The organism is Kumtagia sp. (genome assembly GCF_059502445.1).
The window spans coordinates 121743-133703 of record NZ_JCACER010000004.1 but is presented as its reverse complement, the minus strand read 5'-3'; the positions used below and the strand labels follow the sequence as shown (position 1 = coordinate 133703).

Annotated in this window: 8 protein-coding genes and 1 tRNA gene; 3 read left to right on the top strand and 6 right to left on the bottom strand. The window is 64.2% G+C overall.

Annotated features, from left to right (window positions below; genetic code table 11):
- Positions 1-2 precede the first annotated feature (2 nt).
- From AC5JDC_RS01515 to AC5JDC_RS01500, 4 genes are all read right to left on the bottom strand, one after another.
- On the bottom strand, positions 3-1007 hold the full coding sequence (locus AC5JDC_RS01515; RefSeq protein WP_495838483.1) for a DUF58 domain-containing protein: 1005 nt from the start codon (positions 1005-1007) through the stop codon (positions 3-5).
- 131 nt (positions 1008-1138) lie between these two features.
- Entirely contained in the window at positions 1139-2116 is a 978-nt protein-coding gene (locus AC5JDC_RS01510) for an AAA family ATPase (RefSeq protein ID WP_495838481.1), read from the bottom strand.
- An 85-nt stretch (positions 2117-2201) separates the two neighbouring features.
- The gene (locus AC5JDC_RS01505) at positions 2202-3749 is read right to left on the bottom strand and encodes an arylsulfatase (RefSeq protein ID WP_495838479.1); all 1548 of its coding nucleotides are present in this window, start codon (positions 3747-3749) and stop codon (positions 2202-2204) included.
- A 347-nt stretch (positions 3750-4096) separates the two neighbouring features.
- Positions 4097-5671 carry an arylsulfatase gene (locus AC5JDC_RS01500; protein ID WP_495838477.1) on the bottom strand — a complete coding sequence of 525 codons (1575 nt, stop codon included), beginning with the start codon at positions 5669-5671 and terminating at the stop codon, positions 4097-4099.
- A 721-nt stretch (positions 5672-6392) separates the two neighbouring features.
- Between AC5JDC_RS01500 and AC5JDC_RS01495 the strand changes: the two genes are divergently transcribed.
- Together AC5JDC_RS01495 and AC5JDC_RS01490 are read left to right on the top strand one after the other, a co-directional pair.
- Positions 6393-7346: an HAD family hydrolase gene (locus AC5JDC_RS01495; protein ID WP_495838516.1), complete on the top strand. Its 954-nt coding sequence runs from the start codon at positions 6393-6395 to the stop codon at positions 7344-7346.
- A 50-nt stretch (positions 7347-7396) separates the two neighbouring features.
- Entirely contained in the window at positions 7397-8368 is a 972-nt protein-coding gene (locus tag AC5JDC_RS01490) for a formylglycine-generating enzyme family protein (RefSeq protein WP_495838475.1), read from the top strand.
- Positions 8369-8386: 18 nt separating this feature from the next.
- Here AC5JDC_RS01490 and AC5JDC_RS01485 read toward each other — a convergent pair.
- Positions 8387-8462 (bottom strand) — tRNA-Ile (locus AC5JDC_RS01485).
- 165 nt (positions 8463-8627) lie between these two features.
- A complete protein-coding gene (locus tag AC5JDC_RS01480; protein WP_495838473.1) occupies positions 8628-10631 on the bottom strand; it encodes an adenylate/guanylate cyclase domain-containing protein in 2004 nt (667 codons plus the stop codon).
- Positions 10632-10934: 303 nt separating this feature from the next.
- Between AC5JDC_RS01480 and AC5JDC_RS01475 the strand changes: the two genes are divergently transcribed.
- Entirely contained in the window at positions 10935-11930 is a 996-nt protein-coding gene (locus AC5JDC_RS01475; protein WP_495838471.1) for a LacI family DNA-binding transcriptional regulator, read from the top strand.
- Positions 11931-11961: the final 31 nt, after the last annotated feature.

The following is an 11961-nucleotide window of genomic DNA, read 5'->3' as shown; positions in this document are numbered from 1 at the left end:
CGCTACCGCCTCCTACCCCGGGACGCGAGCTGGCCGAGCAATTTTCGGAGCTGCGGCGCGACCTCTTCGGCCGCCGAGACCGGCAGCATGGGCAGGCCGAGCTCTTGCTGCCACGACAACAGCTCCCGCCCACGCCGGCGCGCGAAATCGGTGATGCCGGCACGTACGCTTCCCCGCCCGAATGGCAGTTCCGCCTGCAAGGCGCCGCCGCTCGCCACGATCTCGCCAGACTGCGGCAATTCCAGCAGGAACGGGTCGTAGACAAGAATGGCGATGACGTCGTTGTGCACGGCCAGGCTGAGCAGCATATCGCGTGTCGCCGGACCATGGCCGTCGAAGTCGCTGATGACGATGACCAGATGATCGTGACGGGCGACGCTGCTGGCCGTCGCCAACACGCGGTCGAGCTGCGCGGGCGCGCGCGGCACGGTGGAGGCGGCGGTGAGCTCACCATTGCGGCGCGCGATCGCCGAAGCGAGCGCGATCACCGCATCGCGGCTGCGGTGTGGTCGCAACTCGTCGATATCCGTGTCGTTGAAGACGAAGCCGCCGACCCGGTCGCCGAGGTTCATCACCCGCCAGGCGCAGAGCGCGGCGGCCTCGGCGGCGGCGACCGATTTCAGCGCACGGCGGCTGCCGAAGAACATGTTGATGCGCTGGTCGACCAGGATCAGCGCCGGCCGGTCCTTCTCCTCGTCATAGACGCGCACGAACGGTTTTCCGGTGCGCGCCGTCACCCGCCAGTCGATGGTGCGGATGTCGTCGCCCGGCAGATATTCGCGCAGCTCCTCGAAAGACAGGCCGCGCCCGCGCATGCGCGATTCGTGGCGGCCGGCGAGCAGCCGGCGCACCGGCGCCTTGCGCAAGAAGGTGAAGTCGCGCGCCGCCGCCTCCAGCGCGACCAGTTCTTCGACGGAGACATAGACGCCCTCGGCGCTGGCATCGCCCCCGCTTCGGACGCGGGCGACGCCCTTGGATCGTGCCAGCGCGGAAAGGGACTGGACCATCTCTGCCTCCGTCAGAGCAGGATGAAGCGGAACAGCATCTTCATCCGCTCCAACTTCTTGTTTTGCCGCATGATCTTACCCGAAAAGTCTGCAACTTTTTGCTGCGCTGACCTTCGGTCCGGGATCATGCTCTAGGCCACGGCGACGCGCTCCACCACGCGGTCGATCGCCTGGTCGGCGGTGATCCCGCCCGTATGCGCCTCGTAGGACAGGATCAGCCGGTGGCGGAACACGTCGTGGACGATCGCCTTGACGTCGTCCGGCGTGACGTAGTCGCGGCCCTTCAGCCAGGCATAGGAACGGGACACCCGGTCGAGGCCGATGGCGCCGCGCGGGCTGGCGCCGACCTGCAGCCACTTCGCCAGGTCGGCGTCGAGCTTTGCCGGATAGCGCGTGGCGAAGACCAGCGCCACCATATAGGTTTCGACGGCCTCCGAGACCGTGACCTTGCCGATCTCAGCGCGGGCGTCGAACACCGCCTTCTGCGCCAGCTTTTCCGAGGCTTTTTTGGCGCCGCCCGACTTGGCCTCGTTCTCCTCGGCGCGGTTGAGGCGCACGATCGCGGCTTCCGATTTCTCGTCGGGATAGCCGACCTGCACATGCATCAGGAAGCGGTCAAGCTGTGCCTCGGGCAGCGGATAGGTGCCTTCCTGCTCGATCGGGTTCTGCGTGGCCATGACGAGGAAAAGATCGGGCAGCGGGTGGCTCTGGCCGCCGACCGTGACCTGCCGCTCTTCCATCGCCTCGAGCAGCGCCGACTGGACCTTGGCCGGCGCGCGGTTGATCTCGTCGGCGAGGATGAGACTGGCGAAGATCGGCCCCTCCTGGAACTTGAACTCGCCCTTGCCGCCCTCGCTGAAATAGACCTCCGACCCCGTGATGTCGGAGGGCAGCAGGTCCGGCGTGAACTGGATGCGCGACAGCTCGGCGTCGAGGTTCTTGGCGAGGCTCTTGATGGCGCGCGTCTTGGCCAGCCCCGGCAGGCCCTCGACCAGCAGATGGCCGTCGGCGAGCAGGCCAAGCAGCAGCCGCTCGACCATCGCCTCCTGGCCGATGATCGTCTGGCCGATGCGCTTGCCCAGTTCGGTTATGTCGTCGCGCGCGCTCATGCTAGTCTCGCGAAATCGTGGCCATGTCACTGCACGCCGGCTCCAACCGGCGTGCCCGAAGCAGATATTGGCGCTGTCGCGTGGCCTAGTTGGCCGTGTCTTCCAGCGCCTTGGTCAGCGCCTCGATCATCTGGTCGATGCTGAAACTCGCAGAACGCTGGCTGGGCGGAAACTCTTTAAACGTCTGTAAAAACGGAGCTACCCGATAGAGGCCGTATTGAACGAGGTACGCGTTTTTCGCCATCCAATCGTAATATTGGTCGGAGACGACGTCGGCACGCTCATAGGGATCCATACGCAAGTTGAAGACCTTCGGAACCCGCAAGGCGGTGAAGGGATTGGCCCACACACTGAACCCGCCAGGTGCCCTCTGCTCTTCAAAGACAAGTTTCCAGTCATTGTATCTGTAAGCAACGAGATCGCCCTCGTCGTTGAAGTAGTAGAACTCCGTGCGCGCCGACTTGGGATCCTGTCCTGTCAGGTACGGAAGCTGGTTGTAGCCGTCGAGATGCACCTTGGCTTGCTTGCCGCTAAGGTCGGTTCCCTTCAGCAATTGGTCCTTGACGTCGGGATTGCCGGCGGCCGCGACCAAGGTCGGGAACCAGTCGAGGCCGGACATCATCTGGTTCGAAATCTCGCCCGCCTTGATCTTGCCGGGCCAGCGCACGAAGGCCGGGACGCGGAAGGCGCCTTCCCAGTTCGTGTCCTTCTCGCTGCGGAACGCCGTGGTCGCCGCATCCGGCCACGACCACTGGTTCGGGCCGTTGTCGGTGGTGTAGACGACGAGCGTGTCGTCGGCGATGCCCATGTCGTCGAGCGCCTTGAGCAACTGGCCGACATGGCCGTCATGCTCGACCATGCCGTCGGCATATTCGTTGCCCGGCATCCCGCTTTGACCTTGCATCGACGGACGCACATGCGTGTAAACATGCATGCGGGTCGTGTTCATCCAGGTGAAAAACGGCTTGCCGGCCGCATGCTGCCGCTTCATGAAGTCGATCGCCGCATTGGTCGTCTCGTCGTCGACGGTCTCCATGCGCTTGCTGTTGAGCGGCCCGGTGTCCTCGATCTTGCCGTCGGCGGTGGCCTTGAGAACGCCGCGCGGCGACTGCGTCTTGACGAATTCGGCATCGTCCTTTGGGTAATATGGCCGCTCCGGCTCCTCCTCGGCGTTGAGGTGATAGAGGTTGCCGTAGAATTCGTCGAAACCGTGCTTCGTCGGCAGATATTCGTCCCGGTCGCCGAGATGGTTCTTGCCGAACTGGCCGGTCGCATAGCCGAGCGGCTTCAGCGCCTCGGCGATGGTGACGTCGCGATCCTGCAACCCGACCGTCGCACCTGGTATGCCGACCTTGCACAGGCCGGTTCGCAGGCAGACCTGGCCGGTGATGAAGGTCGAGCGACCCGCCGTGCAACTGTTCTCAGCATAGTAGTCGGTAAACGTCATGCCTTCCTTGGCCAGCCGGTCGATGTTGGGCGTCCGGTAGCCCATGACCCCCATGCTGTAGGCCGAGATGTTGGTCTGTCCGACATCGTCGCCGAAAATGACGAGGATGTTCGGTTTCGCCGCCGCCTGCTCCTGGGCGTGGGCCGGCAGCCCGGCGGTCAGGGCCGTCGTGGCCGTAAGCATCATTGCTCCCAATACTGCTACCGTCCGCATGATTGGTCTCCCTCGAAATGCGGTGTCCAAATTAATGCGGTGCCCCAGATTTGAGGAGGGGGGACCGTAGAAAAACGTCCGGCGCCATTTAGCGCCCGGATCCTTGATGTCTTCACTGGCCGCCGCCGACGCTGTTGAACTGCTCAGTTACCCGCTCCCGGCTGATCCGATCGAGAAGCTAGCTGCCGGCGGCGCACGAAAGGCGCCGAGGAATTAGGCGGCGAAGGCCTGCGGAGGGACCAATTGCGACAGGTGGCCAACGCCGTCATTCCTCGGAGATCGGAGGAAGCCGGGGCCGCCTCGCGACCCCGAACCCGTCTTCACTGCGCCATCGACTCCAGGCTCTTGTTCAACTCCTCCTGTATCTGGTCGATCGAGAAGCTATCAGGACGCTGAGCCGGCGGGAATTCCTTGAAGGTCGCGAGGAATTTGCCCGCTTCCGCCTGTGCCGCACTGAGCAGGTAGATGTGATCGAAGAGCCAATCGAAATAGGTGTTCGACGTGATATTGGCCCGCTCGTAGGGATCGGCACGCAAATCGAACAACCGGGGCACCCGGAGCTTGGTGAAAGGTTCCGCCCAAATATTCAGGGTGCCAACTTCTCGTTGCTCCGAGAATACGACCTTCCAATTCTCGTAGCGGAGCGCGACCATCTCACCGTCGTCGTTGAAGTAGAAGAACTCCTTGCGTGCGCTCTCGTCCGTCTCGCCGGTCAGGTAGGGAAGCTGGTTGTAGCCGTCGAGGTGGTTCTTGTACTGCTTGCCATTGATCGTGGCGCCAGCGAGCAGCCGGTCCTTGATGTTGGTATCGCCCACCGCCGCAAGAAGCGTCGGCAACCAGTCGAGACCGGAGACGATGCCATTGGCGACCGAACCCGGCTCTATGTGTCCAGGCCAGCGGATCAGGGCCGGCACCCGGAAGGCGCCTTCCCAGTTGGTGTTCTTCTCGCTGCGGAATGGTGTGGTGCCGGCATCCGGCCAGGTATTCTGGTGAGGGCCGTTGTCAGTCGTGTAGATCACGATCGTGTTGTCGGCGATGCCCATGTCATCGAGCGACTTCAACAGCGTGCCGACGACGTTGTCGTGCTCGATCATGCCGTCGGCATATTCGGTGAGCGCGGTTAGACCAGGCGGGCTACGGTGTTCATCACGCACATGCGTGCGAGCATGCATGCGCGTGGTATTCATCCAGGTGAAGAATGGTGTGCCGGCCGACTGCTGCCGCTTCATGAAGTCGATGGCGGCCGCAGACGTCTCGTCGTCCACGGTCTCCATGCGCTTGCGGTTCAGCGGACCGGTATCCTCGACCTTGCCGTCGGCGGACGATTTGATCACGCCCCGCGGTCCGAAGCGTTTGCGGAACTCGGGATCCTGCGGATAATTGCGGTTCTCCGGCTCTTCCTCGGCGTTGAGATGGTAGAGATTGCCGAAGAATTCGTCGAAGCCATGCGCCGTCGGCAGGAATTCGTCGCGGTCGCCGAGGTGGTTCTTGCCGAACTGGCCGGTGGCATAGCCCTGGTCCTTCAATGCCGAAGCGATCGTGACGTCCGAGGCCTGCATGCCGGCATTAGCGCCTGGTAGTCCGACCTTGGAGAGGCCGGTGCGCAGGGTCGACTGACCGGTTATGAAGGTCGAGCGGCCGGCCGTGCAGCTCTGCTCGGCATAGTAGTCGGTGAACTTCATGCCCTCGTTGGCGATCCGGTCGATGTTCGGCGTCCGGTAGCCCATCAGGCCAAAGCTGTAGGTCGACAGGTTGGTCTGGCCGACGTCGTCACCGAAGATGACCAGGATGTTCGGCTTGGCCGCGGCCTGCTCCTGGGCGTGAGCCGGTGGCCCGACGGTCAGGGCAGTCGTGGCTGTGAGCATCATTGCCCCCAGTAATCCTCGCATTCTCATGGCTGATCTCCCTTAAAAATGCTTGCGACGTTTGCGAATACAGACCGGCATCGCAGATGACGATCTGACGAACGTTCCCGCAGACGGAAAGGGCTCAGGTCCGCGGCCGGCAAGAGCATCTTACGGCAGCAGGAACAACTCAAGGCCGATTCTGAAAAGATGGACTGCCGTTTTCGAAGAGGTTCGCTATTGAGCAAGGCGGTATCGAACATACAGGCCCGATTTCTTTCGCATTTGATAAAAGTTGTCCTGCGGGCAAGCCTGCTTCAACCCGCGCCAGAGGCGGTGGTTGAAGCGGTCGCTTGTCTCTAGTTGGCCGTGCCTTCCAATGAGTTCATCAGGGCGCTGATACCGCGAGTCAGCGTCTTGCAAACGTGCCCGCAGTCTAAGAAGAGCCTAGCATCCGCGGCCGAGGGTAAGCATGTTCCGGCAAAGGCGATAAGACAAGGCCGATTCGGGGCATATGGACTTTCGTCCAAGGCGGTCGGCATTGAGTGTTAACAACTTGCCGTGATTGACCTTTTCTGGTGCAGTCATTGCAGTCCTGCTGCACCAATCTCGATAACCATCACCGGGCGATGATTGCAGAAATCACTAGTTTGCTGCGGGCGATCCGCTAAGCTTCCCGTCGGGTCCCCGGCGGGAAGTAACCAGGAGGGTTTCCATGCACCCGAATTCGGTCAGGCTGCTGTCCGCCATCGCTGTAGTCGTCGGTCTGTTTATGGCCTTCTCGGCGGGCGCCCTTGCTCAGTCCGATCCCTTGCCTTCGTGGAACGACGGCGCGGTCAAGGCGTCAATCACCGGCTTCGTCGCCAGGGTGACGGAAGACGGCGGACCCGACTTCGTCGCGCCGGAGCGGCGCATCGCCGTCTTCGACAATGACGGGACGCTTTGGTCCGAGCAGCCGATCTATTTCCAGTTCCAGTTCGCGCTCGACCGCATCAAGGCGGTCGCGCCCGAGCATCCCGAGTGGAAGGACACCGAGCCGTACAAGTCGGCCCTGGCCGGCGACGTTCAAGGACTCATGGCGGCTGGCGAGAAAGGTCTTGTCGAGATACTGGAGGTCACCCATGCCGGCATGACCACCGACGAGTTCTCGAAGACCGTCGCCGACTGGCTGGAGACGGCGAGACATCCACGCTTCGACCGGCCCTACGACCAACTCGTCTACCAGCCGCAGCTCGAGCTCCTCGCCTATCTGCGCGCCAACGGCTTCAAGACCTTCATCGTGTCGGGCGGCGGCGTCGAGTTCATGCGCGTCTTCGCGGAGCGCACCTACGGCATCCCGCCCGAGCAGGTCGTCGGCTCGTCGGGCGTGGTCAAGTTCGAGATGGGTGCGGACGGCAAGCCGGTGCTGATCAAGGAGCCCAAGGTGGAGTTCGTCGACGACGGTCCCGGCAAGCCGGTCGGCATCAACCGCTTCATCGGCCGCCGCCCCATCTTCGCCTTCGGCAATTCCGACGGCGACCAGCAGATGCTCGAATGGACGGCCGCCGGCGACGGCGCCCGCTTCATGGGCATCGTCCACCACACCGACGCGGCGCGCGAATGGGCCTATGACCGCCAGTCGCATATCGGCAAGCTCGACAAGGCGCTCGACGAGGGCATGGCCAGGGGCTGGACCATCGTCGACATGAAAGCCGACTGGAAAGTGGTCTATCCTCCGGCGCCATAGCTGCGAAGTTCTGCATCGGGGCCGGCCGCAGTATCGATGGAGGCAGCGCCATGGAGAAGACGACAGCCCGGGCGAGCGGCTGCATGGTGGACCCGCCCGACATGATCAGCATCCCCGGCGGTACTTTCGTCATGGGTTCTGACCACCACTATCCGGAAGAGGCGCCGGCCCACCGGGTTACCATCGATCCCTTCTGGATCGACGTGACGCCGGTCACCAACCGGCAGTTCCTGGAGTTCGTCAACGCGACCGGCCATGTGACGGTCGCCGAGAAGGCGCCGGACGCGAAAAACTATCCCGGCGCCGAAAAACGCATGCTGCGGGCCGGCTCGCTTGTGTTTGATCCGCCTGGCCATCCGGTGCCGACCGACGACATGACGCGGTGGTGGACTTTCACCTTCGGCGCCAGTTGGCGGCGGCCTTATGGGCGAAAGTCGAGCATCGGCACAAGGCTCGACCACCCCGTCGTCCATATCGCCTATGCCGATGCAAAGGCCTATGCCGCCTGGGCGGGCAAGGATCTGCCGACGGAAGCAGAATGGGAGCTTGCCGCGCGCGGCGGCCTGGAGGGCGCGGAGTTCGCCTGGGGCGACGAGCTGATGCCCGGTGGCAGCCACATGGCCAACATCTGGCAGGGCATGTTTCCGCACCAGAATCTTGCCGCCGACGGCTTCGAGCGCACCTCGCCGGTGGGAAGCTTTCCGCCCAACGGCTACGGCCTCCACGACATGATCGGCAATGTCTGGGAATGGACGGACGATTTTTGGTCGTCGCGGCACCCCGAGCCTGCCGACAGCCCGTGCTGCACGCCGAAGAATCCGCGCGGCGGCAGGCAGGAAGGCAGCTACGACCCGCGCCAGCCGGCGATCCGCATCGCCCGCCGGGTGGTGAAGGGGGGGTCGCACCTTTGCGCGCCGAATTACTGCCGCCGGTACCGGCCGGCGGCGCGGCACACGCAACCGGAAGATACCTCGATGAGCCATCTCGGCTTCCGCTGCGTGGTGAGGGTGCCCGCCGCCTGAAGCCGTACAAAGCAGAAATGGTGGGCCCGGAGGGACTCGAACCCCCAACCAAGCGGTTATGAGCCGCCGGCTCTAACCATTGAGCTACAGGCCCCACACGACGCTGGATTAGTCGGTTCGCGGTCTGCGCACAAGCCTCCAGCGCTTTGCAGCACGAACTCGGCTCACGAGAAACCTTGGCGCGTCCCGTCAACGTGCGCCGTGACCTGTGAGCCCCTGGCGGTGCAGCACGGCTGGTTGGAGGACGCCAGGTCGTCGGTCAGGCGGCGTTACCTGCTTCGGCTTGCGGTTCGCGGTCGGCGCTGCCGCGGCTGCCGTCGGTGACGATGCCGACGACCTCGAACACCTGCAGGCCCTCCATGCGTCCCTTGGCCTGGGCCAGGCCAAGCGGCCGGAAGGCGATCGCTGCCGAGCATGCCTCGTGCACGGCGGCGCTCGCCAGGATCGTGGTCCGATACGCCTTGTTGATCCCTTCCAGGCGCGACGCCACATTGATGGTGTCGCCCATCGCCGTGTATTGCAGCCGCTCCTGCGCGCCGACGCTGCCGACGACGGCCTGCCCGGTATGGATACCGAAGCGGGTGCGGAACGCCGGCAGGCCTTTCTCTGCCTGCGCCCGGTTGAAAGCGTCCAGCCTCCGCTGTGCCTCGAGTGCCGCCCGGCATGCGTTTTCTGCGTGCCGGGCATCGGGAACGGGGGCGTTCCACATCGCGAAGATCGAATCACCGAGAAACTGGATGATCGAGCCATTGTGCAGGCTGACGGCCTCCTCGAGGATGTCGAAATATTCCGACAGCATCGCAACCACCTGTTCTGGCGGATGCGCCTCGCTGATCGTGGTGAAGTCGTAGATGTCGGTGAACAGCGCGGTCAATTCCTGACGCACGGCGGTCCGCCCGGTGAAATAGCCCGACTGGATCCCCTTTCGCACGAACTCCTTGGGAACATAGAGCGCGAAGGTGAAGATGGCATCGCGTGCCCTGTTCATGGCGCGACCGAGCGTGGTGATCTCGGTGACGTGCGAACTGACGTCCACCGGGGTCGCGAAATCCAGGTTTTGCAGCCTGTCGGCGCTGTCGGTCAGACGGTGAAGCGATTTGGTGATCAGGCGCGACAGCATGAGCGCGAACAACACCGCGCCGATGACGATCATTGCCGAGACCATGAGGGCCTGCAGCAGCGAACGGTTTGCATCGGCCATCAGTTCGTCCATCGGGGCGGCGACGACGACGCGGTGGTGGGCAAGCAGCAGCGGCGATTTGAGCGGGGTCACCAGGGTGAGGAAATCCCGGTCCCCGGCCGCGATGATCCTGGGCTGCGCGGTCCAGGAATCGTCGGAGCGGACGCTGTCGACCACCGGATCCGGCGCCGCCGGCGGCGAAGCGGTTCCGCCGCCGGCCAGCAGCCGGTCCATGAAGGCGCGATCCGAATGGATCACCGGATTGCCGGAGGTATCGACGATGAAGGTCACGGTCCCCGGCGTGATGCGTTCGGCGGCGAGAAAGTCGGTGATCGTGTCCAGGATGATGTCGACGGCGATGACGATCTTGCGGTCGGCGCTGTGCGACTGCGCCACCGTCATGCCGAGCTTGCCGGTGGTCGCCATCTGGTAGGGGCCGATCGACACCGGGCCGGGGATGTTCGCGGCGGCCTTGTACCACGGCCGGGTCCTCGGATCGAACTCGGTGGAAACCGGCGGCAGCTGCCCCGCCGCGGCGCCCTTGCCATCCTGGAACGCAACGGCCTGGACAGGGGCGCCATTCTCGGAATGCACGCTACGGACGGCAAGGGCGGCATGGGCCGGTGCGCCGAGCGCTGCCACCCAACCGGGCGTGCGCAGGTTGATGACGTGCAGGAAAGAACCGTCGGGATAGCCGGCATAGGCGCCGTCGAGATGCGGGGCACGTCTGATGATCTCTCGCAGCACGACGGCCTTGTCGTCGAGCCTTTCTGGCGGCGGCCTGAGGAACGCGTTGGGGACCGAGGTGATAAGACCGATCGACGTCGTCGTCTGGTCGGACAGCGCGTTGAAGCGCTCGACCAGGCGCTCGGAGAACACGCGCATCCCGGCCTTGGCATCGTCGATGGCGGCGTTGCGAGCGCGATAGTAGTTCAGTCCGATCAGCGCGGCGGCGACGATCAGAATGAGCGAGACGGTCGTGGCGGCGAGCAGCGTCTGGAGCGGGCGGCTCCAGATGCCGCGTGCGCCATCCGACGTCCTCGGCAATCCAGTTTCGGTTTCCGCCGTCCTGCGGCTCTGCATTTGCGGTACCGGGCACTGTCGGTGCATATCTGGCTCAGGACTTTTCCTCACGATATCAACGGGATCGCGTCCTGGTTGGCGAGTCCCTCCATCGATTTCACGAGCTGGACCCGAGGTCAAGTCGAAGCTGGGCGACGCGCCGGACATTCAACCGCCAAACTCAAGGCGCCCTCCGTGGCCGTCTGTTGCGCGGCCTGCCATGAGTTCGATGAAAACGCGCCGTCGTCCGCTTGGAAATACGCACGAAACCGCTTTACTAAACCGGTTGTGCTGACTAGTGTCCGGGGGCAGCAAGGGGAGCAGATGAGCACGATCCAGGATGTGGCGGCGGCTGCGAAGGTCTCGGCGACGACGGTGTCGCGCTACCTCAACAATCGTCTCGAACTGCCGGCGGAAACCGCCGGCCGCATCGACGCGGCCATCGCCGAGCTCGACTACCGCCCCAATGCGCTCGCCAAGCGGCTAAGCCTGGGGCGCTCGGAGGCGATCGGGCTGGTGACTCCCGAGATCGCCAATCCCTTCTTCGCGGAGCTGGCCGCGGCCGTCGAGGACGAGGCGGAGAAGCATGGCTATGCCGTTTTGATGACCAGCACCGGTGGCCGCCGCGAGCGCGAGATCGCCAGCCTCCGGCGCCTCAGGGACCGCCACGTCGACGGCCTGATCATGATGACCAACCAGCCGGACGACGGCACGCTGGCGGCTGCGGTCAACCGGCAAGGTCATGTCGTGCTGATCGACGAGGACATTCCAGGCGTCAACGTGCCGAAGGTGTTCGTCGAGAACCGGCAGGGCGCCTACCTCGCCACCAGCCATCTGCTCAAGGCCGGCCATCGTCATATCGTCCATATCGGCGGACCGTCGGACCTGTTCAGCGCGATGGAGCGGCGCGCCGGCTATCTCGACGCGCTGGCCGAAGCGGAAGTGGCGCCGCCGCCGACCCGTCACGGCGCCTATTCGCGCGACTTCGGCCTTGAGGCGATGCGGGCGATCCTGGACTCGGGGCAGGTGCCGACTGCGGTATTTGCCGGCAGCGACTTCATCGCCATCGGCGTCATGCAGGCGATCAGGGAGCGGGGCTTTCGGGTTCCCGAAGACATCTCGCTCGTCGGCTTCGACGACATGCCGTTCGCCGACCTGCTGGCTCCCGGACTGACGACCGTCCGGCAGCCCACCGCCGAACTCGGCAGGGCCGGGCTGCGGGCGTTGCTGGACCTGTTCGAGAAGAAGACGCCCGCGGCCCTGACCAGACTGCCGGTCACGCTCGTCGAACGCCAGTCGGTCGCGGCCCCAAGGCGCTGAAGGGGAACGTCCATCCGCTTTTCAACAATGG

Bases quoted from the DNA above. Each gene is read 5' to 3' on its own strand.
- AC5JDC_RS01515 (WP_495838483.1), bottom strand. From the start codon at position 1,007: ATGGTCCAGTCCCTTTCCGCGCTGGCACGATCCAAGGGCGTCGCCCGC.
- AC5JDC_RS01510 (WP_495838481.1), bottom strand. From the start codon at position 2,116: ATGAGCGCGCGCGACGACATAACCGAACTGGGCAAGCGCATCGGCCAG.
- AC5JDC_RS01505 (WP_495838479.1), bottom strand. From the start codon at position 3,749: ATGATGCTTACGGCCACGACGGCCCTGACCGCCGGGCTGCCGGCCCAC.
- AC5JDC_RS01500 (WP_495838477.1), bottom strand. From the start codon at position 5,671: ATGAGAATGCGAGGATTACTGGGGGCAATGATGCTCACAGCCACGACT.
- AC5JDC_RS01495 (WP_495838516.1), top strand. From the start codon at position 6,393: ATGGCCTTCTCGGCGGGCGCCCTTGCTCAGTCCGATCCCTTGCCTTCG.
- AC5JDC_RS01490 (WP_495838475.1), top strand. From the start codon at position 7,397: ATGGAGAAGACGACAGCCCGGGCGAGCGGCTGCATGGTGGACCCGCCC.
- AC5JDC_RS01480 (WP_495838473.1), bottom strand. From the start codon at position 10,631: ATGCAGAGCCGCAGGACGGCGGAAACCGAAACTGGATTGCCGAGGACG.
- AC5JDC_RS01475 (WP_495838471.1), top strand. From the start codon at position 10,935: ATGAGCACGATCCAGGATGTGGCGGCGGCTGCGAAGGTCTCGGCGACG.